Annotated in this window: 18 protein-coding genes; 8 read left to right on the top strand and 10 right to left on the bottom strand. The window is 69.2% G+C overall.

Annotated features, from left to right (window positions below):
* Positions 1 to 170 precede the first annotated feature (170 nt).
* Both POL67_RS39115 and POL67_RS39120 read right to left on the bottom strand, forming a co-directional pair.
* On the bottom strand, positions 171 to 1,217 hold the full coding sequence (locus tag POL67_RS39115) for a PEGA domain-containing protein (protein ID WP_271925853.1): 1,047 nt from the start codon (positions 1,215 to 1,217) through the stop codon (positions 171 to 173).
* A 15-nt stretch (positions 1,218 to 1,232) separates the two neighbouring features.
* Positions 1,233 to 3,605 (bottom strand): DUF4215 domain-containing protein, encoded by a 2,373-nt coding sequence (locus POL67_RS39120; protein ID WP_271925855.1) that lies wholly within the window; start codon positions 3,603 to 3,605, stop codon positions 1,233 to 1,235.
* A 116-nt stretch (positions 3,606 to 3,721) separates the two neighbouring features.
* On the opposite strand from POL67_RS39120, the gene POL67_RS39125 reads away from it, so the two are divergent.
* On the top strand, positions 3,722 to 5,287 hold the full coding sequence (locus POL67_RS39125; RefSeq protein ID WP_271925857.1) for a serine/threonine-protein kinase: 1,566 nt from the start codon (positions 3,722 to 3,724) through the stop codon (positions 5,285 to 5,287).
* Positions 5,288 to 5,302: 15 nt separating this feature from the next.
* Here the strand turns inward: POL67_RS39125 and POL67_RS39130 are convergent, their stop codons facing one another.
* On the bottom strand, positions 5,303 to 6,733 hold the full coding sequence (locus tag POL67_RS39130; protein WP_271925859.1) for an FHA and sigma-54 interaction domain-containing protein: 1,431 nt from the start codon (positions 6,731 to 6,733) through the stop codon (positions 5,303 to 5,305).
* Positions 6,734 to 6,994: 261 nt separating this feature from the next.
* Here POL67_RS39130 and POL67_RS39135 point away from each other — a divergent pair, with 261 nt between their 5' ends.
* Positions 6,995 to 7,798: a GDSL-type esterase/lipase family protein gene (locus POL67_RS39135; protein WP_271925861.1), complete on the top strand. Its 804-nt coding sequence runs from the start codon at positions 6,995 to 6,997 to the stop codon at positions 7,796 to 7,798.
* A 117-nt stretch (positions 7,799 to 7,915) separates the two neighbouring features.
* Here POL67_RS39135 and POL67_RS39140 read toward each other — a convergent pair whose 3' ends face one another.
* The 3 genes from POL67_RS39140 to POL67_RS39150 all read right to left on the bottom strand — a co-directional run bounded on the left by POL67_RS39140 (position 7,916) and on the right by POL67_RS39150 (position 10,341).
* Complete coding sequence (locus POL67_RS39140; protein WP_271925863.1) at positions 7,916 to 8,050, bottom strand: hypothetical protein; 135 nt, start codon at positions 8,048 to 8,050, stop codon at positions 7,916 to 7,918.
* 199 nt (positions 8,051 to 8,249) lie between these two features.
* Positions 8,250 to 9,518, bottom strand: coding sequence for an OmpA family protein (locus POL67_RS39145; RefSeq protein ID WP_271925865.1), 1,269 nt, complete (start codon positions 9,516 to 9,518; stop codon positions 8,250 to 8,252).
* A gap of 124 nt (positions 9,519 to 9,642) precedes the next feature.
* Complete coding sequence (locus POL67_RS39150; protein ID WP_271925867.1) at positions 9,643 to 10,341, bottom strand: hypothetical protein; 699 nt, start codon at positions 10,339 to 10,341, stop codon at positions 9,643 to 9,645.
* Positions 10,342 to 10,484: 143 nt separating this feature from the next.
* On the opposite strand from POL67_RS39150, the gene POL67_RS39155 reads away from it, so the two are divergent.
* The gene (locus tag POL67_RS39155) at positions 10,485 to 12,272 is read left to right on the top strand and encodes a hypothetical protein (protein ID WP_271925868.1); all 1,788 of its coding nucleotides are present in this window, start codon (positions 10,485 to 10,487) and stop codon (positions 12,270 to 12,272) included.
* A 6-nt stretch (positions 12,273 to 12,278) separates the two neighbouring features.
* Here POL67_RS39155 and POL67_RS39160 read toward each other — a convergent pair whose 3' ends face one another.
* Entirely contained in the window at positions 12,279 to 13,007 is a 729-nt protein-coding gene (locus tag POL67_RS39160; protein WP_271925869.1) for a hypothetical protein, read from the bottom strand.
* A gap of 65 nt (positions 13,008 to 13,072) precedes the next feature.
* Here POL67_RS39160 and POL67_RS39165 point away from each other — a divergent pair, with 65 nt between their 5' ends.
* The 5 genes from POL67_RS39165 to POL67_RS39185 all read left to right on the top strand — a co-directional run bounded on the left by POL67_RS39165 (position 13,073) and on the right by POL67_RS39185 (position 22,167).
* On the top strand, positions 13,073 to 14,554 hold the full coding sequence (locus POL67_RS39165) for a serine/threonine-protein kinase (protein WP_271925870.1): 1,482 nt from the start codon (positions 13,073 to 13,075) through the stop codon (positions 14,552 to 14,554).
* Between the two features lie 152 nt (positions 14,555 to 14,706).
* The gene (locus POL67_RS39170) at positions 14,707 to 17,607 is read left to right on the top strand and encodes an efflux RND transporter permease subunit (protein ID WP_271925871.1); all 2,901 of its coding nucleotides are present in this window, start codon (positions 14,707 to 14,709) and stop codon (positions 17,605 to 17,607) included.
* On the top strand, positions 17,604 to 18,359 hold the full coding sequence (locus POL67_RS39175) for an outer membrane lipoprotein-sorting protein (protein ID WP_271925873.1): 756 nt from the start codon (positions 17,604 to 17,606) through the stop codon (positions 18,357 to 18,359). The genes POL67_RS39170 and POL67_RS39175 overlap by 4 nt, the downstream gene beginning before the upstream one ends.
* 99 nt (positions 18,360 to 18,458) lie before the next feature.
* Positions 18,459 to 20,219, top strand: a complete 1,761-nt coding sequence (locus POL67_RS39180) for a DUF1302 family protein (protein WP_271925875.1) — start codon at positions 18,459 to 18,461, stop codon at positions 20,217 to 20,219.
* Between the two features lie 40 nt (positions 20,220 to 20,259).
* Positions 20,260 to 22,167 (top strand): hypothetical protein, encoded by a 1,908-nt coding sequence (locus POL67_RS39185; RefSeq protein WP_271925877.1) that lies wholly within the window; start codon positions 20,260 to 20,262, stop codon positions 22,165 to 22,167.
* A gap of 27 nt (positions 22,168 to 22,194) precedes the next feature.
* Here the strand turns inward: POL67_RS39185 and POL67_RS39190 are convergent, their stop codons facing one another.
* The 3 genes from POL67_RS39190 to POL67_RS39200 form a co-directional block, all read right to left on the bottom strand.
* The gene (locus POL67_RS39190; protein WP_271925879.1) at positions 22,195 to 23,148 is read right to left on the bottom strand and encodes an oxygenase MpaB family protein; all 954 of its coding nucleotides are present in this window, start codon (positions 23,146 to 23,148) and stop codon (positions 22,195 to 22,197) included.
* Between the two features lie 65 nt (positions 23,149 to 23,213).
* Positions 23,214 to 24,011, bottom strand: coding sequence for a hypothetical protein (locus POL67_RS39195; RefSeq protein WP_271925880.1), 798 nt, complete (start codon positions 24,009 to 24,011; stop codon positions 23,214 to 23,216).
* Positions 24,008 to 24,247: a hypothetical protein gene (locus tag POL67_RS39200; protein WP_136936241.1), complete on the bottom strand. Its 240-nt coding sequence runs from the start codon at positions 24,245 to 24,247 to the stop codon at positions 24,008 to 24,010. The genes POL67_RS39195 and POL67_RS39200 overlap by 4 nt, the downstream gene beginning before the upstream one ends.
* Positions 24,248 to 24,267 lie beyond the last annotated feature (20 nt).

The following is a 24,267-nucleotide window of genomic DNA, read 5'->3' on the forward strand; positions in this document are numbered from 1 at the left end:
TGCGCTTGCGCTTGCGCTTGCGTTCGCGTTCCGTTCCCGTTACCCGTTCCCGCCACCGCTACCGCTTCCGCTACCGCTTCCGCCTCCGCTCCCGCTCCCGCCTCCGCTACCGCTCCCGCCTCCGCTTCCGCTCCCGTTTCCGTTTCCGAACCCGCTCCCGCTTCCGCGGATCAGAATGCTCCTCGCACGCGCAAGCCGGCTGGGAGAAGCTCCACGGTCGTGAAAGCCCCGACGAACGCCCCCCTCGGCGCCTTCCCTTTCGGCGAAGGCGCCGGCGCCGTCGCGAAGAGCACCACCCCGCCGAGCAGCACGACGCCTCCGATGGCGAGCGCCGCGGTCGAGCCATTGCCGAGCCCCACCGCCTCGCTCCGCAGCACGAGCCCCGCGCGCTTGCAATAATCGTCCGCGTCGCAGAGGCCCCCCGCATTGCTCTCGTCGTTCTTCTGGATCGCGAGCCCGCCCAGCACCGCGCCCACGACGAGGCCCGCGGCCCCTGCGCCCATCGCCGCGATGCCGAGGGGACGTTGCCACGGCCTCGCAGCCGTGAAGTTCTGGATGACCACCGTCGACGCTGCGCGCCTCCGCTCCTCGGCGGCGCGCGCGGTCGGCGCGATGGGGGGCGCCTCGACGCGCACCACGACGGTATCCCCGTCCTTCGCCAGCTCGACCGTCCGCGTCCACGCCTGGTACCCGGGCGCCGTGACCACGATTTCGTGGTTCCCGACGTCCACGGGCAGCGCCATTCCCCATTGCCCTTCCCCCACGACCACGCCGCCACGCGTGACGGAGAGCTGCGGAATCGCGCCGACCTCCTTCGGCACCTCGATCGTCAGCCTCGCGAGCCGCCCCTTCAGCGCTTCCGCCTTCGCCGCCGCGCGCGTGGCGCGGTCCTTTTGCCCCGCGCGCTCCGCGAGGGATTTCGCCACCGCATATTGGGACCACGCGCTCGCCAGCTTGCCGGTCTTCTCGTAACACTCGGCCAGCGTGAGCTTGGCGCCGATCCCTTCAGGCACGAGCCTCACGGCCTCCGCGAGTTTCGGGCATGCCGTCGCGTGATCGCCGGCGTCCATCGCGACGACCGCCTCGTCGTAGAGCGCCTGCGCAGCGGTGATTTTCTCCGCGTCGCTCGATTGGGCGTACGCGGGCGGCGCGACGAGGAGCGCCCCACAGAGGACCGCGAGGACACATGCGTCGAGGGAGCGGTTCGTCCGGTGCATCCTTCGTCCCCTCGATTACCGGAGCTTCACGGCCAGGAGGTTGTCGCCCATTTCGTTCGGCTCGTCCCCGCGATCCAGGATATCCCCGAGGCCGAGCTGGCCGCGGTTGTTCTGCCCCCAGCATTTGACGCTCGCGTCGTCGAGGAGCACGCAGGCGAACCGGCCGCCCATCGCGATCTTCCTCGCCTTCCTGCCGGTGCCGAGATCCACCGTGGGGAGCGCGTCTCCCATCTGTCCCGGCCCGTTTCCGCGGTCTACCTTGTCGCCGAGGCCGAGCTGTCCGCGGGCGTTCTCCCCCCAGCATTTGACCGTGCCGTCGTTCAGGATCGCGCACGAGCTCGCGGCGCCCGTCACGATGTGCGTGGCCGTCTTGCCAGTGCCCAGATCGACGAACGGCAGGTTGTCCCCCAGCTCCCCCGGGCCGTCGCCCCGGGACGCGCCGTCGCCGAGCCCGAGCTGGCCCACGTCGCCGAGCCCCCAGCATTTCACCTTTCCGCCGGAGAGGAGCGCGCAGGAATGGCCAAACGTCGTCGCGAGCGAGAGGACCTGGCCCACGTTGCCGAGGGCCGCCACGGGCAACGCGTCCCCCATTTCACCCATCCCGTCTCCCCGCTCCGTCGTATCCCCCTGGCCGAGCTGTCCCCAGTCGTTGTAGCCCCAGCATTTCACGGTGTCGTCGTCCAGGACCGCACATTGAAAGCTGTGTCCACTCGCGGGCTGTCTGGCCGACCTGCCCGTCCCGAGCGAGATCGGGGGGAGGTCGTCGCCCATCTGACCGGGCATGTTGCCCCGGTCCATCGTATCCCCCTGGCCGAGCTGGCCGTTCGCGTTGTATCCCCAGCATTTGAGGGAATCGTCGTCGAGGATCGCGCAGGAATGGGCGTAACCGCAGCTGATGGCCTTCGCCGTCCGGCCCGCGCCGAGGTCGAGGATCGGCAATGCGTCCCCCATCTCGCCCGGCCCGTCGCCTCGGATCCCCGCGTCGCCGAGGCCCACCTGTCCGACCGTGGCCCCCCCCCAGCATTTGACGGTTTCATCGTCGAGCAGCCCGCACGTGTGCGCCGTGCCGAGGGCCATCGAGGTGAGGCGGCGGCCCTGGCCGACCGTGAGGAACGGGAGAGCGTCTCCCATCTCGTTCGGCGCGTCGCCCCGACTCAGGGTGTTCCCCAGGCCGAGCTGACCCACGTCGTTCGCGCCCCAGCATTTCGCACGTCCATCCGCGAAGAGCACGCACATGGTGACGCCGCCCGCGAAGAGCTCCACCGGCGCCACGAGGCAATCGGGCAGGCAGGTCTCCGTCGCGGTGGGGCTGCCGTCGTCGCACTCCTCGACGCCCTTCCGGACGAACCCATCCCCGCAAATGGCATTCTTGCACGCCGACGTGCACGTATCCGTGTCGATCGTGTTTCCGTCGTCGCACTCCTCGACGCCGACCCGGAGCAGCCCGTCGCCGCAGGTGGCCTGCACGCATGCGGCGGTGCAAGCATCACTGTCGAGCCCATTGCCGTCGTCGCAAGCCTCCCCGGGCTGCACGACGCCGTCCCCGCAGCTCGGCACCTTGCACATCGTCGTGCATTCGTCGGTGTCGTCCGTGTTTCCGTCGTCGCAGACCTCCGCATTCGACAGGACGCCGTCCCCGCAGACGCATCCGGGACCCTCCTCGTCGACCCAGCCGTCGCAATCGTCGTCCACGCTGCTCGAGCTGCAGGTCTCGGGCGAAGGCAAGGTTTGCCCCACGCACTCTCCGTACGCCGTCCCGTCGGGGTTGCAGATCTGCTTTCCGCTCTGGCAGGGCGTGTTCCCCAGCGCCGCCTCCGGTCCGCCGAAGCAATCGCCGATCGCGCCGGGGACACACACGCACCCGACCCCCGATTCGTTCACGAGCCCGTCACAATCCTCGTCGAAGATCGACAGACACGTCTCCTCCCGGGGCAAGACCTCGCCGAGGCAAGGCCCGGTCGGCACCGCGTCCTCGTTACACGCCTGCTTGCCCTCGACGCAGATCCCGATACCACGCGCCCCGGCGGGCCCGCCATAACAAGGCGCGAACGAGAGCCGCTCGTGCGTGGGCGTGCTCCCCACGCAATGATCGAACGTGCAGGGATTGCCGTCGTCCGCGAAGTCCGCCTCCACCGGCAGGAGCCGGATCCGGCCCCCGCCGTCGCATTGCGCCTCCAGGCAATCGCCCACGGTCTGCGTCGCCAGCGGGGTGCCCGCGGGCTCGTCGTCGTAGACGCAGCGCTCGTCGATGCACGCCGCGGCCCGGCATTCGGGCGCCGGCACCACGCAATCGGCCACGGTGACGCATGCATCCGGGTACGGTTTTCCCTCCCGGATTCCAGCGACCTGATTGCAGGCGGCCCACGCGCCGAGGAGCCACGAAAACATGACGGCGCGGAAGCCCCACCGGCGCCTGCGAGTCTCGGAGCGACCTATCTCCACCCGGCGGAGTGACACACGAGAACACACTTCCTGTCAAGGGTTCGCCCGGTTATGGTGGGCCCATGGCGGCCGTCGTCACGCCAGGCGAAACGTTGCTGGGCAAGTACCGCGTCGAGCGTGTCCTCGGCCAGGGAGGCATGGGCATCGTCGTGGCGGCGCGGCACGAGGGCCTCGGCGAGCTCTTCGCCATCAAGCTGATGCTCGCGCCCAACGGCGCGAGCCGAGGGCCGGCCGTCGAGCGATTCCTGCGCGAGGCGCGGAATGCGGCGCGCCTGAAAAGCGAGCACGTCGCGAAGGTCCACGACGTCGGCCGGCTCGACGACGGCCGGCCGTACATGGTCATGGAGTACCTCGAAGGCCGCGACCTCGCCGACGTCATCGAGCGGCGCGGCCCGCTGCCCGTCACGGAGGCGGCCGGGCTCGTGCTCCAGGCCTGCGACGCCCTCGTGGAGGCGCACGCGCTCGGCATCGTGCACCGGGACCTCAAACCCTCGAACATGTTCCTGATCCGCAGGCCGAACGGAAAACCCTGCCTCAAGCTCCTCGATTTCGGGATTGCGAAGCGCGTGGACGCGGAGTCGAAGGCGCTCACCGCGACCGGCGCGCTGCTCGGCTCGCCGCTCTACATGTCCCCGGAGCAGCTCGAGAACGCGAGCACTGTTGGACCTCGAAGCGATGTATGGGCGATGGGGGTCGTCTTCTACCAGCTCACGACCGGGCGTGTCCCGTTCGAGGGCGAGTGGATCGGGCAGGTCGTCCACGCGATCATGGCGATCGAGCCCAAGCTGCCGAGCAAGATCCGGCCGGAGCTGCCCGTCGAGGTCGACGCGATCGTCGATCAGTGCCTGCGCAAGAACCCGGAAGAGCGTTATGCAACCATGGGGGAGTTCGCCTCGGCCGTGCGCGAGCTGCTCCGCGTGAACAGCATGCTCTCGCCGCTCTCGAACCTGCTCGGCGAGGAAGCCTATCGCGCCCTCTCGGCGGAGCTCGCCTCGGCGCCCACGGCCCCGGCGTTCGAGCAAGGGCCCACGCAGGACGGGCCACGAGAGGCGCCCCCGAGGGCCCAGGCCGTGACGCTCTCCGAGCCGCCCGAGAAGCTCGCGGAGCCGCGGTCGACGAACGAGACGTCGAGCACCCCGGCGCCCTCCGGGCCGAGCCCCGCGCCCATGGAGGCCGCGCCCGCGCGCGTGCCCGAGGGCGCCGCGTCCACGCAGTCGCCCGTGAGCCGGACGATGTCGGAGGCCACGCCTCCGCCCGAGCGGCGCGCGTCTCCCCCGTGGATCGCCATTGCCGTGGGGTGCTCACTGCTCCTCGGCGTCTGCATCTTCGTCTTTCGCGAAAAACCGGCCCCCACGGCCCCGAGCGTTCCCGGCTCCGAGCCCGAGGTCGCCACGACCGTCGCGACGCCTCCTGCATCGAGCCCGCCCGCGCCGCCGCCCGAGCCCTCACCGGCGCCGCCCGTCTCGGCGGCCCCCTCGGCCGTCTCCGCGCAGCCCTCCGCGACGGCGACCGCACCCCGGGCGACAGCGATGACGTCCGCGAAGACCCCGCCAGCCAAGGCAGCGCCGTCGGCCCCCGCCGCGTCCACCACGAAATCGACCGCCCCGCCGCGCGATGGCCTTTTCTGAGGCGCGCGCCTCCCTTCACGTCTCGGAGGCGCTCTTCTTTCCGCGCGGGATCCCGTAGGCATCCATCCACCGCGCTAGCTGTCGCTCGTGGACCCCGAGCAGGCGCGCCGCCTCGCCCTGCACGCGCTTCGCCTGGACCAGCGCCGCCTCGATGGCCTCCCGCGGCGGGCGTGTCGACCGCTCCCGCGGCAGCTCGGCGGACGGCGAAGGCTCCGAGGGCGACGCGTCGGCAGCCGATCCCTCGGCCCGCGCCCCGACCTTGCCCGCCGCGCGTGCGGCCACCACGCTCAGGTGTGGAAGGTCGATGGGCCCGTCGCCCTTGAGCACGGCCGCGCTGGAGAGGGAGCGCTCGAGCTCGCGGATGTTGCCCGGCAGATCCCCGAAAAAAAGCGCGCGCGCGGCCCGCTTCGTGATCGCGACGCTCGGCAGGCCCGTCTTGCCGAGGATGTCCGCGCAGAGGACCCCGAGGTCCTCGCGCCTCTTTCGCAGCGGCGGCAAGAGAGCGACGTACCCCGCCAGCCGCGCCCGCAGATCGGCGCGGAAGCGGCTGTCCTCGGCGAAGAGCGACTCGTTTGTCGCGGCAATCCAGCGCACGTCCACCTTCTGCGGGCGCTCTCCGCCCACTGGCGTCACCTCGCGCTCCTGGATCACGCGGAGCAGGCTGGCCTGCGCGCTCTCCAGGAGATTGCCTATCTCGTCCAGAAAAACCGTGCCCCCCTCCGCGCTGCGGATGCGCCCTTTCCGCTCCTCGACCGCGCCGCTGAACGCCCCGCGCCGGTGGCCGAAGAGCTCTCCCTCGACGAGGTGGTCCGGGATCGCGCCGCAGTCGACCGCCACGAAGGGCCCGGCGCGGCCGCTCTTTTCGTGCACGAACCGCGCGGCGATCTCCTTGCCCGCGCCCGTCTCCGCCAGCAAGAGCACGGGCTGATCGGTGCGCGCGATGCGCTCGAGGTCGGTCGAGATGCCCGCGAGCTCGGGGCACAACGTGCGCGTCGGGCCATGCGACAGGCCCTTGCGGAGCGAGGCCATCCGGCCGGCCATGCGGGGCTCGACGAGGCGATACACGAAGAGCGAGTGGCCGATTTCCAGGAGGTCGCCGTCGACGAGCACGCGCGGCCCCTCGATACGTTTGCCGTTCACGAACGTCCCGAGCTTGCTGCCGAGGTCCTCGATCACGTCGGCGCCGCGGCGGCGCACGAGGCGCGCGTGGGTGCGCGACACGAAAGGATCGGGCAGGAGCAGGGTGGACCCCTCGAGCGCCACGGGCCCCACCTCCGGGGCGCGCCCCACCTCGTAGGTCGTGCCCTCGCGGGTGATCGGGGGCAAGATCATCGAATCGTCCGCGGGGAGATCGTCGTAACGCAGGACGTAGACGAGCATGCCCACGGTCTTCTGCTGAACCGAATGCTCCTGTTCCGTCTGGGTGGTGAGCAGAGGTCGTGCCATGCGCGGACCGGATCCTAGGCGACGCGCCCGTCGCGTCGCAAGCGCGGCCTCGCCCCACGTCCGGACACCCGCGGCGATGTCCGGACCTCCCGCCCCGATGTCCGGACGCGCGGAGCCTCAGCGCTCGCGGGCGTCGCCGATTTCCTCGTGAAATCGAGGGATCCGGTGGTGGCACGAGCGTTGCGATAGCGTCCTCCCGAAGCGCGCGACGGAAAGTCCGGCGCGCCGAACCCTGAACTTCACACGCCAATGGAGGCTCCCATGACGCTCTCGAATTCCCTCTTCGCCCTGACCCTCGCGTTCCTCTCCTGTGCCTCGATGGGCTGCACGGTCGATTCGATGGACGCTGCAATGGCCGATGACGCCGCATTCGCTGAGGGCGAGGACGCCGCCGAGGCGGACGGCGAGGACGAGGAGGTCGCCGAGGCCGAATCCGAGCTCGGCGTGGAGTGCAAGATCCAGCCCTTCGGCGACTCGCTCACCGCGGGCATCGGCGGGCTCGACGGCTATCGCGGCCACCTGCTCGTCACGCCGCCGGCCGTGGGCGCGCCAATCCGAATGTCGGGCCTCTCGGGCGATTGGTCGTCACCGAACCTCTGGGCCGCCGGCCAGCACCTGCACTCGGGGTATCCCGGGTTCCGGATCGACCAGCTCACGCCCTGGATCCAGACGAATTACGTCGGCGCGAACGTCCTGCTCGTGCACGCCGGGACGAACGACATCCTCCAGGGGCAAGGCCACCTGAATGCGGCGTACGATCTCGACATCATGGTCCGCTGGCTCATCGCCTTCAACCCGACGGCGCGGATCCTCGTCGCGAAGATCATCCCGCTCATGGGGGCGTACGCCGTCCTCAATGGCGAGGTGACCGCGTACAACGCCTACGTCGACGGGATCGTGGCCACGCTGAAGGCGCAAGGGTACGGGAAGGTGGACGTGGTCGACATGAACACGGGCTTCCCGACGTGGACGCTCGCCGCGGATGGCATCCACCCGGACGCCACCGGTTATGCCTGGATGGCCAGCAGGTGGCGCAACAAGCTCAATGCGCTCGGGTGCTTCTGACCTTTCGGGGGCCGCCTCGGGGTCGTCCGGATGCCGCTTGGCACGTAGGGCAGCCTCGATGCTCGACGCCGGCCACGACCGACCTACCTCGACCGCCTACAAGCTGATGGGGTGCCGCTACGGGTCGTGGTTCGTCCACCAGAGCGATTGATGTTCGCCCTCGGGGTTGGGCTCTCGACGAGGCACGTCATCGGTGTGCCGGAGCCCCACGTAGACGACGAGCGCGCCCACGACAGGGAGCAGCCAGTTCATCGCGTGCGTCAGAGGTAGCACCCGCCTCGACACCGGGCCCGTCCAACCGCGCGCGCCCTTCCTCGACAGCGGTCTACAAACAGATCCTGCTTGCCGCCTCCGCCTCCGCCTCCGCTCCCGCTCCCGCCTCCGCTCCCGCTTCCGATGCCGTTCCCGGAGCCTGTTCGGAGCGTACTCGGTAATATCGACTGCGCCCGATTCACGGACCGGGGCGTGGAGCCGAAGATCGCGATTTCGGCACGAATCGGAAGTGCACGAGCGGCGGCCTGCCGTCGTCGATCTCCGGCCGTTCGATTTCCACGTGGAGGGCCTCTGGCGATACCCGGTGCCGGACCAGCCATCGTTTCACCTGCTGTGCGCGCTCCTGCGCGAACTGCTCCGCATTTCGCCCTTCATTTGCTTTGACGCGCGCAATGATTCTGATCGAGCCGGGCAATTCCCTGAGGGCCTGGGGCAGCGGTTCCAGCTTGGCAATTTCCTTCGGATCGAGCGCAGTACTTCGGAGCGCAAAGCCGACCCAGAGAAGCATCGGGAGGCTGCAATCCCCCGGGGAACGCGCCCAGTTGCCGCTTTTGCACTGCAAGACCTCGCATGACCGTCGCAGTAGAATAGAGCTTTTATCCGGAAGCCATTCTCCAGCATAGAAGCACGACGACGAATCGTTCGGCTGGCAGTAGGCGCGTCCGCGATGACAGCCGCACATTTGCTCGCCGATGGTGACGTGCTCCTCGGGCGCATACTGCCTGCCCTGAAGCTTGCACCCTGTCTCGTCCACCCCGAGCTCGGCAGGCGGTGGGTATGGACGGAGCGCGCAGAGACGCACGTCGGTAAGCGAATAAGACACACGATCTGTAAAACGTTCCGTGGGAATGGGCTCGATTCGGCCGTACACGAGCACCTCCACGTTCGGCGGGAAGGTGCAGCAGAGCCAGGAATCATCACCCCCGCAGAGAAACGCATGCGAGTTTGCTTCGTCTGCAAGCAGCAGGCTCGGAGCTATCTCCCGCTCGGAGCTTTCGAGAGGCGAAAGGACGATGGGGCCGCCCACCGAATTGCAGCACTGAAAGTTGCAGTCCATCAGGGTCATGCGCGTTCTGGCGTGCAGCAGCCCACGCACGAGCACGGACTGGCCGGAAAGCTCGGGCGCGCGCGCGAGCACTCCGGTGACATCGAGAGGATCGAGCCCCAAAGGGCACGGCGGCAGCACAGCCGGCTCAAATGGACAACCGTGGTCGATGAGGCACTCAGGCCGAAGCTTCTGGAAAGGCTTGTAGGGTGAATCTGCGGCGCTTGCCCATCCGCGGGTGTCGACGACCCGAGCGGCATCCGGCACGTCTGATCCGGCATCTGTGGGAACCACGGACGGGGTCGAAGGCGTGAGATAATCCGGTGCTCGCGGTGTGCCGCACGCGATGGAATACGCGATGAGAACCACCGCGGGCCATCGGAAAAGCGTCCGTGCAAGCACGGCCTCAGTCTACACTCATCCGTCGGCGCATGGCAGTCCCTGCGTGATCCGGGGATCCACCCCCCCTTCCTCAACAGCGGTACACAACCAGATCCCTCTTGCCGCCCCCGCTCCCGCCCCCGCCTCAATACATCGCCGGCACCTGCGGCAGCTGACTGAGCCGCGACGGACTCTCATCCGCGAGGTCATCAAATACCTCCCGGATCAGCGGCACCTTGTCCACCCCTGCCAGCACCCCCAGCACCACGTGTTTCGCTGAAGCATACGCCCGTTGCCACGCGTTCCACGCGGCGGCGACATCCGCCGTCATCGATCGCCGCTCCGACCGGCCTGCGTGCACCTCGTCGTCGAACACCGAAAGCGCGGCTCGCGCCTGCTCCGCGCGGTCCGACCAGGACGCGTGCTCGGGCAGCATCTCCTTCATCTTCTCGATCGCCTCGCGCGCGTGCTCGAGCCGCGCGATGAGCTTCGCCGGTGTCCGGCGCACCGCCGTGCTGAGCGATTCTCCCTGCAGGAGACGCGACGTGATCATGAAGCCGTCGCGACAAGCCTCGGCATCGTGAACCAGGCTCCGCAGCGTCTCGCGCGCGGCCAGAACCGCGTCCGGCGCACCTTCGGGCGCGCGGTGCAGGAAAAGCTCGGGGACACCCGCGCGGAGCAGGGCCGCTTCGAGCGACTCGCTGGCCGTGGCCACGCGACTGGCCATGAGCCGGAGGGTCCCGTCGAGCTCGAGATCGAGCCCGAGCAGGAGCGTGTTGATCTGCGCCGCGGTGAAGCGGCCATAGGCGATGGCCTCGTACGGATCCATGCAGGAGTCGGTCATGATCGACCTCTCGGTGCGGAATTTTGGGGAACGAACCTTCCCTCCCATTACCGCCAAAAAAGGGCGGGCGTCAATCGGCGCGACGATGTGCGCACCTCGTACCCCAGGAGATCGTATATCGTCTCGCAGATGAGCGATTGGCCGTGAGCGAAGACAAACCCGAGGGCGAAGCCACCCAAGCCCAAGCCGAAGCAAAAACCGAGGGCGGGACGAACCGGCGGCGGACGTTCGTGATCGCCGCGCTCGGCGCGCTCGGGCTCGCTCTCGCTGCGGCTGGCGTCTGGTTCGGGCTGCCGCGCGTCAAGGCGTCGCGGGATGCGAAACGCTCGGGTGCGGCGCTCTTCCGTTGCCTCTTCGGCGAGCCGCCCACCGCGGGCGAGACGCCGGACGAGCGGCTGCGGAGGATCCTGCTCACGGCCGTCTCGCTGCCCGATCCGGAGCGCCTCTCCACGACAGGCCCGGGATGGCCCGGTCGATGCGCCGCGCATGCCGAGGCGCTCGCGGACGCCGAGCGGCGCAGGGGTCGTGCGGCCTTCGCGCCGCCGCCCGATCTCGCAGCCCGCGTGATCGAAAAGGCGCGGGACATGTATACCCGCTCGGATCTCCCGCTCCCGTCGCTCTGGAGCATGGCCGATCCGGACGGCGGACCGAAAGAGGTGCCGCTGCCGCCCGCGCCCGCGTCGCCGGCCGACCTCGACGCGCCGAACCTCGCCGAGCGGATCGGGTTCGGCGATCACTCCGCGGACGTCGTTCCGGGACGAACCTTGCGGCTCGTCTTCCGCGGCGATCGGGGCGGTCCGCCGACGACGTGCTCGTTCCCCGCGGGCCTCGACGCCGCGTCGTGTGTGCCCCTCGCGCCGCGCGCTCGCCTGCCGCGGCCGCACCTCTGGCCCGCGGCCGACGACGAGGGGCCCGCGCTGGTCGCCGATCGGAGCTCGGCGCGATCGACGTTTTACCGGGCGGACACGGGGCAGGCGTTTGGCGAGCCGTACCACGTGGTCGGCGGGTTCTCGACGGCGAAGGAGGTCGTGGGGGTCGTCGAGATGGAGCTCGGCAAGCGGGGCGAGGAGTTCGCGCTCTGGCTCGATCGGAACGAGGGCACGCGGCGGCTCGATCGCGTGCGGATCGAGCCGCCGCCGCGGGTGCGTTTCTCCAGCGTGTTCGTCCTCGGCGACGCGCTCGCGTGGATCGAGCCGCGCGCGGGCAAACCGCACCTCCTCTTGCGGAGGCTCGGCGCCGTCAAAGGTCCGACAGGTCCTATCGAGGACGCCGGCGCGCTCCCGCACGACGCCGTGCACCTCGCCGCGTGCCGCGCGCCGAAGAGCCTCGTGATCCTCGCGCGGGACGGCGGATCGGTGTGGATGACGCGAAGGGAGGAGCGCGGCGGCTCTCCGCTCGTGCGCGCCGACGAGCTGCCGCGGCCTGCGGGCGCCGTCGTGGTCTCCGAGATCGTCACGTGCGACGACGACGCGGCGCAGGCGACGCTCGTGCTCCGCCGCGGCGACGGGGCCTCCGCGATCCACGAGGTGCGGCGCACGTGGTGCAAGAAGGACACGTGCAAGCCGATCGTCCTCGCGCTTGACGAACTCTTCCGGGGTCGCGATCCGATGTCGCGCCCGGCGCCGCCGTCGAACGGCGAGAGCCCCGTGCTCGCGGCGTCGTTCGGCGACCGGCTGCTCGTCGTCTGGCGAACGCCGGACGCTGGCGTGCGCGCGCGGATCGCGACGCCCACGACGATCACGACCGCGCCCGACGTCGTGGTCTACGACGAGGCGAGCCAGGACGTGAACGGCGCGGGGCGGCTGCACGCGATGCGGCTCTTTCCGCGTGGAGACGCGGCCATCTTGCTCCTCCACGCGGTGAGCGGCATCAAGGCGATCCGCATCGGCGCGGACGGGACCGTCCGGCCGATCCAGGGCGCCCCCGGCTGAGCGCGATCAAGGCAGGCGCGTCACCGCCTTGGCGAGCAGCTTTTCGAGCCCCGCGTGATCACACACCGGGCCGACCGTCGTGTCGCCGAGCGTGATCTTCGGGTTGAAGACCTGGACGTCGAAGCGGCCCTTCACGACCTCGACGTTGAAGATCGGGTGCCCGCCCGCGCCCTTCTTCACGTAACGGCGCGCGACGTCGCCGAGGCCTGAAATCGCCTCGATCCCGCTCACCTCGCCCTCGATGTCCTTGAAGCGGTCCTTGGCCTCGGCGTCGCTCGCCTGGCGCACGACGAGAAGGCTCAACGTGCCCGCATCCTTGCTGTTCCAACGACGGCTGCAGGTGCGCTCGGCGCCGATGTCCTCGGTCGGCTGCTTCGCGTCGGCCTCGACCTCGACGCCGCACGCAGCCTTGATCTCCTCGGGCGTGAGGACGATGTCGCAGTCGAGCGGCGGATCGGGCGGCAAGGCCGGGGGCTCGACGGCCGCGGACGCGGAGGCGCTCGGCTCGGACGCGGGCGCGGCGCTCGCGCGAGGCGTGGGAGCGGGTGTGGGCTTCGGGGCCGGCGTGGCCTTGGGGCTCGCCGAGGCCACGGACGTGGGGACGGGCTTTTCGTTCGCGGGGACCTGGGATGCACGGCCCTCCGGCGTGGGCGACGGCTCGTCGCGGCAGCCGGCGGCGAGGACGAACAGCGCGAGAAGGGCACCTTGGCCCGCACGAGAGATCAGTGACGGCATGGGCGCGCACTCTAGAACGATTCTTCCCGGAGGACGTCGCCGCGGTGGTACGATGCCATCCACGCATGAAGGCCGGTGACCTGGTCGGCGGCAAGTACCGCCTCGCTCGTAGGCTCGGCCAGGGCGCGATGGGCGTCGTCTGGGAGGCCGTGCACGAGATGACCTCCCGCCGCGTCGCGGTGAAGCTCATCGTGAACGCGACGGACAACCTCCGGCGCCGCCTCCTGCGCGAGGCCCGCGCGGCCGGGCAGATCGCGCACCGGAACGTGGTCGAGGTCTACGACGTCGGCGAGACCGCGGACGAAGATCCCTTCCTCGTCATGCAGCTCCTCTCGGGCGATACGCTCTATGGCTGCGTGAAACGCGACGGCCGCATGGACGTCGCGCGCGCCTTGCCCATCGCGCGGGACGTCGGCCGCGCGCTCACCGCCGCCCACGCGCAGGGGATCATCCATCGGGATCTCAAGCCCGCGAACGTCTTTCTGCACCACGAGGCGGGCGCCCCGGACGAGCTCGTGAAGGTGCTCGATTTCGGCCTCTGCAAGCCGATGGGCGCCGAGGAGATGCTCACCGTGCCCGGGGGCCTGCTCGGGTCGCCCGCGTACATGAGCCCCGAACAGATCGCCGGCGCGCCCGATCTCGATCCGCGCACGGACATCTGGTCGTACGGCGTGCTCATGTTCGAGCTCTTCGCGGGCCAGCGGCCGTTCGCGGGCCGCGGCCCGGATCTGATCCACGCGGTCCTCACGGCCCCGATCCCGCGGCTCCGTGAGCTCGTGCCCAGCATCGATCTGGCGATCGACGAGATCGTCGCCGGGTGCATCGTGCGCGACAAACGGGCGCGTATCGGGTCGGCGGCGGAGATCGTCGCGCGGCTCGAACCGCTCGTCGAGAAAATGCGGAGCAGCGGCGCGCAGGCGTCCTCGGACGACGGCGACGAAGGCGCGCTCGCGGTCACGATGGTGTATCGGCCGGGGGTGACCGGGCCGCCCTCGACGTCGTCGCCTCCGGCGAGCCACAAGGTGGCGAAGACGATCCCGCTCGCGGCGTTCACGGGAAACCCGATGCCGGGCGCGCCGCCTCCCATGAAGGAGACGGCAGGGCCGCCGCCCTCGTATCCGCAGGGCGTACCGCCTTCGCAGCCCGAGCCGCCGAAGAGCGCCCCGCGGAGCGCCATGCCGAGCGGCTGGCCCGGCGGACCGCCGGTGGGAGCGCCGCCACAAGCCGCGCCGCTCGGCATGCCGAACCTGCAAGGGACGATGCCGCTCCAGGGTTTGCCCGAGGCGCAAAGGGCGGCGTGGGGCGCGCCGCATCCGCAGGCGCCGCCGCAGCCGAACTGGCAGGCGATGACCGGTCAGAATCAGGCCGCCGTGCCCTATACGCCCGCGCAACCGGCGGCGCCCGAACGACGCTGGATCGGCTTCGTGATCCTCGCGGTCGGCGTCCTCGCGCTCGTGGGCGTGCTGGCGGGCATCGGTTTGTTCGCGCGGCGCTCGCCTGCGCCGCCCGCGCCCTCGGCGCCCTCGGCCGCACCGGCATCCCGCTGACACTTGCATTGCGATAGCGGCGCGATAACACCGCATTGCATCAACCGCGCGACGCGCCTTCGATGGGCACGTCCTGGGCGTCTGCGCGCTTGACATCCCCCTTTGGCTTCGGTTTGCTCCGCGACCGTCCCGAAGCCAGGAATCCCCTCTGCATGCAAGCTTTCGCACAACTCCTCGTTCGTCGAACGACGGCGTGGGCCATCGTCCTCGTGGTCCTCTTGCTCTCGCTCGCGAGCTTGTTTTTTGCGTCTCGGGTCGATCGCGACGACGACGTGCTTTCGTTCCTGCCGCGGGAAAACCCGGAGGTGGGCGTCTTCTACGACGTGAGCAAGCGATTCGGCAGTCTCGACATCGCGCTCGTCGGAATCAGCACGGACGACGCGCTCTCTCCCGAATTCCTGACGCGCTTGCGGGACCTGACGAAACGTCTGAACGAGACGGACGGCGTCGGCTACGCGATGACGCTGACGAACATGGACGATTTCGTGGCCGATCCGCAGAAGGGCGGCATCACGAACGATTACCTCGTCGGCAAGATCCCCGAGACGCCCGAGGAGCGGGCGGCGCTGCGCGAGAAGGTGCTTTCGCTGGATCACGTGGTCGGAAACCTGATCTCGGCGGACGGAAAGGCCGCGCTCCTCTATTGCTTCGCCGGCCACGGGGCGGATCAGAAGGTGCTCGCGCAAAAGGTCCGCGCGGCAGTGGAAGAGGCATTTCCGCGCGAGGCGAAGTTCTGGGGCGGCGCGCCGTTCATATCGACGTACATCTACGGCGTCACGCAGGACGACATGCGGCGGCTCGCGCCCTGGGCGGTGCTCGTCATCGTGCTCATCACGGTGATCTCGTTCCGCGACGTCATCGGGGCCGGGCTCGCGCTGCTCTCGACGGCGCTCGGCATCGTGATGTCGCTCGGGCTCATGGGCGCGCTCGGCGTCCCGGTCGACGTCATCCTCGGCTCGCTCCCCGTCATTCTGTTCGCCCTGGGCAGCGCTTATGCCGTCCACATCCTGAGCCACTATTATACCGTCGCGCACGAGCACGACCGCGAGACGGCCCTCGTGCGGACGATCTGCGAGATGGGCCCGCCCGTCCTCGCGAGCGGCCTCATGACCGTGGCCGGCCTCCTGTCGTTCCTGCTGATGGATATCGCGCCGCTCCGGACCTTCGGCGTGTTCGCGGCCGTCGGGATCCTCATCACGCTCGCGCTTTCGCTCACGTTCGTGCCGGCGGTGGCCTACCTCGTGAAGCTCAAAGGAAGGCCGGCCGCGAAGGGCGGCGTGGCCCGGCTGCACGAGTGGCTCTGCACGCTGCCGCAGCGGCGGCGTGTCCTCGTCGGCGGGGCCCTCGGCGCGCTCGCGCTCGGGAGCGCGCTCTTCGTCGGGAAGATCGAGAGTCGCATGGATAACGCGGCATTTTTCTCGAAAAATAGCCCGCCCGATCAGGCCGAGACCTTCCTGCGCGACGGCTTCGGCGGCTCGCTCTTCGTGCAGATCCAGGTCGAGGGCGACATGACCGATCCGGTCGTCCTCCGCGAGATCCAGGCCCTCGCCGACCGCCTCGTGGTCCTTCCGCACGTGAACTCGGTGAACCACGTGGGCGCGGTGGTCGCGCAGATCAACGAGGCGATGGAAGGTGACCGGCGCATCCCGGACACCACGGCCAAGGTGAAGCTGCTCTACGGCTTCCTCGAAGGCAAAAAGGCGGTCACGCAGCTCGTCACGGACGACCGGAAAAAGGCGCTCCTGCAGGTCAAGCTCGACACGAGCGTCGCGTCCGAGACCGAGCCGGTCCTCGAAAAGATTCGAGAGGTCGCGGGCACGGCCATCACGACGACGTACACGGTGGCCGAGGCGAAGGGGGCCCGGAAGGACGAGGTCGCGGCACGCGTGCGCTCCCTCGCCGCGGCCCGCATGCGCGCGGTCGGGAAGGCCTTCGGCACCCCCATGCCCGAGCAGGCGGACCTCGAGGCTCGCCTCGCGGTGCCGGCGAAGGCGGACGCGTCGGAGGCCACGCGCGCCGCGCTCACGCGGTTCCTCGGCTCGGAGGAGTGCAGCGTGGAGCTCGAAGGGGCCGAGACGATCGACAAGGTGGCGCGCGCGCTCACGGCGCTCGGATCGCGGCCCGACGAGGCGAAGCTCGCGGAGACGATCGCGGTTGCCCTCGACAAACCCGTGGGGGACACGCTCGTCACGGATCTCGCGGACACGGTCGATCGTCCGCTGGAGGAGATCTGGCGGCGGAGCGAGGCGATGGCGCGGGCGAAGCAGCTCGCCCTCGACGCGAAGATCGCGGCGCCGGCGGGGTTGAAGGGAGACCGGTTTTACGCGGCGATCGCGGCTGCGTGGATGGATCTCGACGTGCCGGCCCTCGCGCTCCCGCCGGTGGCGGGGACCGAGCCCTCCGCATCGGGCGAGCAAAAGCTCGCGGTCGCGGTGACGGGCCTGCCCGTGATGCACGCAGGCCTGTCGCGGAGCGTCGCGTCAAACCATTGGAAGAGCCTGTTCTTCGCGCTCGGTTTCGTGCTGCTGCTGATGGTCGGGTTGTTCCGGTCGTTCTGGAGCGGCCTCCTCGGCGTGCTTCCCATCATGCTGACGATGGCGGTCGTTTATGGCGGGATGGGGCTGCTCGGCGTGCCCCTCGACATCGGGACGTCGATGCTTCCGAGCTTGATCATCGGGGCGGGCGTGGACTATGCGGTACACCTGATGGTCGCCTGGAACGCCCCGGAGAAGTCCCCGCTCGCGGAGGCGGCCACGACGGCCGCGCGGCGGGCCGGGCCGGCGATCTGGATGAGCGCGTGGATGGTGGCGGCCGGCTTTTTCGTGCTCACGCTCGGCGAGGCGCGGCCGCTGAAGAACGTCGGGGGGCTAACGGCGGCGGCCATGGTGGCGGCCGCCCTGGCCACGATGCTGGTGATCCCGCTCTTCGCCCGCAAAACGCGCTACTACGGCGACGGGACTAGAATACCGAGCGCCGCACCTGCGTCCGATGCGTCGGACGCCGTTCTCGACACGAGCACGAGCCCTTCCCTGAACGAACGAGGTTCGAGATGAGTACAGCTTTCCGTGGTTGGCTTTCCGCCTCTGCTCCCCTCCTCGCGGCCCTGCTCTGGGCCGGGCATGCGGGCGCCGACGCCCCGGGCGACAAGGCCCTCAAGGCGATGGAAGAGGCGATGAACCGCGCGAAGACCCAGTACTACGAGTACGAGGTCGTCAACAAAGAGCCCGGCAAAGACGAGAAGAAGATGGGGCTCAAGGTCTACATCAAGGGCGAGAAGCGTCTGACCGAGTTCACCGCGCCCGCCGACATGAAGGGGACCAAGGTCCTCATCCTCTCGCCCACGCAGATGTACGTGTATCTCCCGGCGTTCGGGAAGATCCGGCGGATCGCCAGCCACGTGACCGATCAAGGCTTCATGGGGCTCGCCTTCAGCCAGGACGACCTCGCGACGCAGGCGTACGCGGCCTTCTACGACGCGCAGCTCGCCGCAGACGCGGGCGCGGAGCAGACGCTCGTGGCGACGGCGAAGGCGGGTCAGACGGTCCCCAACGGCAAGATCGAGTTCAAGATCGTGAAGGACAAGAACCTGCCGTCGGAGATCAAGTACTTCAACACGGCCGGCAAGCACGTGAAGACCGAGACGCGCACGACCTACGACTGCCAGGGTAATATCTGCAGCCCGCAGGAGCTCAAGATGGTCGACCACACGAAGGGCGGCCACTGGACGAAGATGGTCCGCAAGGCGTGGAAGGTGAACGAGGAGATGAGCGACGACCTCTTCTCGAAGCGCAGCCTCGAAAAGTAGATTTCGCCCCGCCCGAGATAGAGTAGATACGCGCGCCGCCCCTCCCGCTCGACGGGACGGGCGGCGCGACGTTTTTCAGGACCCGAGGTCAAACCAAGCATGTACCGCCACGTTCGTCGGGGCAGCGCGACCGTCTGCGCCCTCGCCCTCCTGCTCGGCGCGGCTCCGAGCGCCCACGCCGACGATGAGCTCGAGCTCGACTGGAGCGGCCGCATCCAGAGCGATCTGCGCTTCCGCATGCAGCCCGTGGGCGTGGGCGAATGGTATTCGCGGCAGGAGCTGCCGGCGGGCGTCGAGCGCAACTGGAATACGCTCGGCCTGAAGCTCGAAGCGAATTACGGACGGTTCCACGGCGTCGCGGCGGTCGATTTCGTGTGGAGCGGGTATCCCGAGCGAATGACGGCCATCGGCGACCTCTCGCGGGTCGAGAAGGCCGAGCCGTACCGCCTCGAAGCGCGCTCGATCTACATGGAGGCCGAGGGCATCTTCGTGAAGGGGCTCGATCTGCGCATCGGGCAGCAGGTCGTCAACTGGGGCGTCGGGGATCAGTTCAACCCGACGAACAATTTGAACCCCGACGATCTGCGGGATCCGCTGCTCTTCGGCCGGCAGGTCGCCAATTTCATGGTGAAGGCCGATTACTGGATCAACGAGGACTGGTCGATCTCCGGCGTGCTCGTGCCGCTCTTCAAGCCCGCGATGCTGCCGCTCTCGGGCTCGCTCGCGGTGGCGCAGCTCGACCGATTGCCGTTCGTCTCGGATTCGCTGCGGCAGCGCGTGGTCGCCGAGCAGGCCGCGGCACAGACGCTCTTCGGTCATCCGACGATCATCGGCAACGTGACGCCCGTGTTGCCCGAGCCGACGTTCGACAACATGCAGGTCGCCTACCGGATCGCGGGCACGATCAAGGAGCACGACATCGCGCTCTCGTATTACAACGGCCGCACGGATTTCCCGCAGCCACGGAGCAACCACACACGCCAGGCGCTCGGTCGGCGCTGCAACCCGAGCGATACGAACGATTGCGTCGAAGGGCTCCTGCTCACGGACGTGACGCTCGAGTATCCGAGGATGCACGTCTACGGGCTGAACGTGACGGGCGAGGTGAACCCGTTTTCGTGGATCTCGGAGGAGATCAACGGGCTCGGGTATCGCTTCGAAGGCGCGCTCGTGGTGCCGCAGAGCCAGTCGATCCGGCTGACGAACGACGCACTCGCGCTGGGAATCCCGCAGGCCGCCGGCGAATACGATTACGACGGTGACGGGCGGCCCGGCGGGCCCGGTGGGCGGGAGCCGCTCGTGGTGAACAATACGCCGTTCTTGAAATGGGTGCTCGGCCTCGATTACACGTTCGGCGAGCACGTGTACGTGAACGCGATGTGGGTGCACGGGCTCGTGGACGAGTACGGCGCGGGCGACTGGATCAAGGAAGGGTATACGGTCCGGCAGAGCGGCGTGATCGAGGGGTCGAACGTGCTCGCGTGTGCGCTCTCGAAGAACGGCCAGACGTGCTCGCGGGAGATCCTGCGGCCGCGGCTCGGCGATTACGTGGTGCTCGGCGCCGATTTCAAGTTCGCGAACCAGGCGGGCATGTTCCGGCTGTTCACGATCCTCGACGCGACGCCGCTCGTGGAGGACACGTGGGACGACGAGCAAGGGAAACGCGTGCAGAGGAAGATCTCGCCGCTCAGCGCCGAAGGGTTCTCGATGGTGATCTTCCCGGAGCTCGATTACAACTTCGGCAATGGGCTGGAGCTCGCGGCCGGGGCCCTGCTCCAGCTCGGCAAGCCCTACACGAAGTTCGGCTCCCCGGAGACGGGCGGGTCGACCGTGTTCACCCGCGCGAAATATAGCTTCTAGGTTATTGCTTCCCGACTTTCCGCCGCGGTAAGTGTCGGCCATGCTGCGGCTTCGGGCCTTCTTCGTGCTCGCGGCGCTCGCCGGTTGTGGCGAGCCCGGTGGGCGCGCCTCGCCCCTCACGGCAGCCCGCGGGCTCGCCGCGACGGCGCTGCCCGTGGCCTCGGCCGCGGCGTTCGTCCCGACGAACGATCCGCCTCCGGTGATCGATTCGTGTGCGGACACGCCCGCGTTCGCGATCTTCGTCTCGCCGCGCAAGCCGCGCCCCGGGCAGCCGCTGCGGATCCTCGCGGTCGCCGACGAAGCAAGCGCGGGGGCGCTCGTCGTCCAGGACGGGAACGGAAAAACGGTGGTTCGCGCAGACGAACGGCGCGGCGCAGGGCCGTACTTCTGGAACACGACCGTGCCCGCGCCCGAGGCGGGGACGCTGCGCGTGGTGCTCGCCGAGGCGCAGACGGCGCGCGCGTGCAAGGACGTGACGATCGACGACGCGGAGGAGCCGCCCCGGGCCGCGCGCGGGATGTGGCCAGTCTCCGGAGCATGGGGGAAGGCGACGGAGAACCTGTACGCGGCGTGGATCGAGGCGCTCTTCGAAGCGCCGCTCGGCGAGCCGCTCACGTTCCCGGCGTTGCACGAGGCGATCCGTGATCCGAAGCGGAATTTGCTGCACGACCACCTCGGCCGCGGCGAGGACGATGCAGGGCCCGATGCGCCGGTGATCGATCCGGACTGCGCGGATCTGCCGTACGCGCTCCGGGCTTATTTTGCGTTCAAAATGGAGCTCCCGTTCGCGTACTCGTCTTGCACGCGCGGCGGCGGCGGGCGCGCGCCGTTCTGCAAGCGGCCGCGGACGAGCCTCGAATGGCCGCAGCACGTGCGCACGGATCCGATGGCAGGCTTCGCGGAGTTCGTGCGCACGACGCTGGCGGACACGGTGCACTCGGGGACGGGTCGGACCGCAGGCGACGACGACGAGACCGATTTTTATCCGGTCCGTCTCGACGAACGATCGCTTCGGCCGGGGACGATCTACGCGGATCCGTACGGGCACGTGCTCGTCGTGGTGAAACGTGTGCCGCAGACGAACGAGCGGGCGGGGATGCTGCTCGCGGTGGACGGGCAGCCGGATGGAACGGTGGCGCGGCGGCGGTACTGGCGCGGGAACTTTCTCTTCGCGCTCGATCCTTCGCTCGGCGGCCCAGGCTTCAAGCGGTTCCGGCCGCTCGTGGTGGAGCGCGGGGTGCTGCGCGTGCTGTCGAACCAGGAGATCGCCGCGCACCCGGAGCACGGCGATCACGCGATGGAGCAGTACGAGCACGGCGTGGAGGGGTTTTACGATCGGGTCGACGACGTGCTCTCGCCGCAACCGCTCGATCCGACACGCGCGCTGATCGAGACGATCGACGCGCTGGAAGAGCAGGTGAAGGGGCGCGTCGTGTCCGTGGAGAACGGGCGAAAATACCGGCAAGGCGGCGGCAAATCGGTGGAGATGCCCGACGAGGCGAGCATCTTCCAGACGGTGGGGCCGTGGGAGGATTTCTCCACGCCGTCGAGGGATCTGCGGTTGCTCGTGGCGATCGACGTGGCCCGCGCGCTGCCGGCGCGCGTCGAGCGGAGGCCGGAGCGATACGCGATGCCGCCGGGAAAGACGGCGGCGGAGGTGCGCGCGGAGCTCGACGCAACGCTCACGCGGGAACTCGAAGCGCGGCGGTTTTCGTACGTGCGGAGTGACGAGTCGTCATTTTCGCTTTCGCTCGCGGACGTGGTTTCGCGATCCGAGTCGCTGGAGGTCGGGTACAACCCGAACGACTGCCCCGAGGTGCGCTGGGGCGCGAAGGAAGGCACGGACGAGGCGTCGACGTGCAAGATGCGGGCGCCGTGGAAGCAGCTCTCGCGCATGCGCAAGGTGCGCGCGTGGTTCAAGGAGCGGCGGCGGCCGGCGCGCGGGTAGCAGGGGAGAGCAGCGTCCCCCTCGGGACTAAAGCACGGCGGCGCGGCTCATGCGCAGGAGGAGCTTGAGCAGGAAGGGGCGGCCGGTGTCGGGCTCGCGAACGTAGGCGTCGCCGGACGCGAGGCGGCGCTCCGCCGCGGTGAAGGCGGGGACGTGGCGGAGCCGGGCGGGGATGCGGGGATACGCGCGGCGAATCGCGAGGATCGAGGTGTCGACGCGCGCCTGCTCGCGAGGCCCGAACGAGAGGCCGAACCCTTCACGCAGCGGCTCGGGCAGGAGCGACGCCGTCACCAGGGTGTACCAGCGCCAGGCGAGGCCGAGCGCGGGGTGCGGCGGCGCGAGGAGATAATCCGAGAGCTCGCGCGCGGGCGGCGTGACGACGATCACGCCCGAGCGGACCGTGTCCTCGAAGGAGCGTTCGAACGCGGCGAACGACGGCGGCAGGTCGTTCTCTTCGAGCCCGAAGAGGAGCGCGAAGCGCCGCGACTCGGCGTAATACTCGTCCTTCTCGTGCTCCTCGAGCGGATCGATGACGAGCTCGTAGGCGCGCACCGCGTTGATGATCAAGGTCGTGAAGACCCAGCGGAGCGCGCCCTTGTCGTTTGCGTGGTAACGCGCGCCTGCGGGCCACGAGCCGGCCTGCAAGGGCATCACACCGGTCACGCGCTCGTGGATCGTGTGGACGGCCCGCGCCGAACGGACGGCGCGATCGAGCGGGCCGAAGATCATCGCGTAGACGTTCTCGAAGGTGCGCAGGAAGCGGCCGAAGGTGTCCTCGCGCGTGACCGAATGCTCGGCGACGCCGTGCGCGACGAAGGGATGCGCGAGCTGCTGAAGCGCGGCCGCGCCGCCGGCGAGGAAGACAACACCTTCACGCGCGATGTGCCAGGTCCGGCTCGTGGGGCCGAACAGGCCCACGCGCGGCTCGACGACCGAGCCCTTCACGAGGTCGAGACAACGCTCGAGATCTGCCCTCGTCACCGTCATGGGTACCCTCGCCCACGTGATGCGGCCGGAAGCAGGCGGACGCTAGTATTTTCCGAGGGCTAACGTCGGTCTTCGAAAGGCTTGCAGCCGATGGCCGCCCCGGTCGCTCGCGCCTCCGTTCGCGCTGTATCCAGCGCATCGGTGAGCCGCTTGCGATTCACGGGCGGGAGGGAGGCGTCGGCAAGATCGGACCGGAGCCGCGCGGCGAGCTCGAGCTGGAGATCGTAGGTCTTCTGCAGCTCGCGCGCATGCTGATCCCGATCCTTGCCCCGCGTGCTCTCCGCCCTCCCCTTGCCGAGCGCGATCTCCGTGAAGAGCGCGGAGGTGTCGCGCGGCGGATGGTAGACGTAAAGGCCTTGGCATCGATCGGCGCGCGGGCCGATGAGCACGTGCGCCTGCCGGCCTCCGGCGCGCTTGCGGCGCTCGTCCTGATCGCCGAGGAACGCGAACTTGTAGTTGCGCACCGAGGCCCCGACGACGGAGCTGTAGCCGGGCCCGTCGGCGTCCGCCTTGCTCGGCAGCTCGATCCCGACGAAGGCCTTCTCCAGGCACGCGCGGAACGGGCCGGTGTCGTGCTCGCTTCGGCTCTCGCCCGTCGGATCGAGCGCGGTGATGCGCGCGCTCTTGATGACCTCCGAGCCCGAGATTTCGAGGTCGATCGTGGCCATGTACTCGCCCTGGAAGCCAGACACCTCGTACTCCTGCTCCCAGCACGCCACGACGGGCCGGAGGTGCCCCGGGGTCGCCGCGGCGACGAGCTCCGCCGCGAGCTTCTGCGGCGAGGCGCAGCCGAGGAGCCCGCTCACGAGTGCAACAGACGCAGCCATGAAGGGGGTGCGCGCGAGCACGCGGCTCACGGGGCACGCCCTTCCTTCTTCGCGCCGCCGCCTTCCGCGAGAATCGTGCTTTGGATGACGCCGTAGTCGGGGTACTGCCGGGTCGCCTCGCGAACGCCGATGTAGCGGATCGTTGTGGCCGCGTTGCGATCGTCGTAATGCTTGGCCATGTCGAGCTCGCGCTGGCACCCGAGCAGGGCAAGCGAAAGAAGCCACGTGGGCCATGTCGATCGAGGAAAGCGACCACGCAGGCCCATGACGCGGCGACCCTAGCAGA

The sequence above is a fragment of the Polyangium mundeleinium genome (assembly GCF_028369105.1).
In the GTDB taxonomy this organism is placed as follows: domain Bacteria; phylum Myxococcota_A; class Polyangia; order Polyangiales; family Polyangiaceae; genus Polyangium; species Polyangium mundeleinium.

Coding starts and splice junctions, on each gene's coding strand:
- POL67_RS39115 (WP_271925853.1), bottom strand. CDS start 1,217: ATGCACCGGACGAACCGCTCCCTCGACGCATGTGTCCTCGCGGTCCTC.
- POL67_RS39120 (WP_271925855.1), bottom strand. CDS start 3,605: ATGTTTTCGTGGCTCCTCGGCGCGTGGGCCGCCTGCAATCAGGTCGCT.
- POL67_RS39125 (WP_271925857.1), top strand. CDS start 3,722: ATGGCGGCCGTCGTCACGCCAGGCGAAACGTTGCTGGGCAAGTACCGC.
- POL67_RS39130 (WP_271925859.1), bottom strand. CDS start 6,733: ATGGCACGACCTCTGCTCACCACCCAGACGGAACAGGAGCATTCGGTT.
- POL67_RS39135 (WP_271925861.1), top strand. CDS start 6,995: ATGACGCTCTCGAATTCCCTCTTCGCCCTGACCCTCGCGTTCCTCTCC.
- POL67_RS39140 (WP_271925863.1), bottom strand. CDS start 8,050: ATGAACTGGCTGCTCCCTGTCGTGGGCGCGCTCGTCGTCTACGTGGGG.
- POL67_RS39150 (WP_271925867.1), bottom strand. CDS start 10,341: ATGACCGACTCCTGCATGGATCCGTACGAGGCCATCGCCTATGGCCGC.
- POL67_RS39160 (WP_271925869.1), bottom strand. CDS start 13,007: ATGCCGTCACTGATCTCTCGTGCGGGCCAAGGTGCCCTTCTCGCGCTG.
- POL67_RS39165 (WP_271925870.1), top strand. CDS start 13,073: ATGAAGGCCGGTGACCTGGTCGGCGGCAAGTACCGCCTCGCTCGTAGG.
- POL67_RS39170 (WP_271925871.1), top strand. CDS start 14,707: ATGCAAGCTTTCGCACAACTCCTCGTTCGTCGAACGACGGCGTGGGCC.
- POL67_RS39175 (WP_271925873.1), top strand. CDS start 17,604: ATGAGTACAGCTTTCCGTGGTTGGCTTTCCGCCTCTGCTCCCCTCCTC.
- POL67_RS39180 (WP_271925875.1), top strand. CDS start 18,459: ATGTACCGCCACGTTCGTCGGGGCAGCGCGACCGTCTGCGCCCTCGCC.
- POL67_RS39185 (WP_271925877.1), top strand. CDS start 20,260: ATGCTGCGGCTTCGGGCCTTCTTCGTGCTCGCGGCGCTCGCCGGTTGT.
- POL67_RS39200 (WP_136936241.1), bottom strand. CDS start 24,247: ATGGGCCTGCGTGGTCGCTTTCCTCGATCGACATGGCCCACGTGGCTT.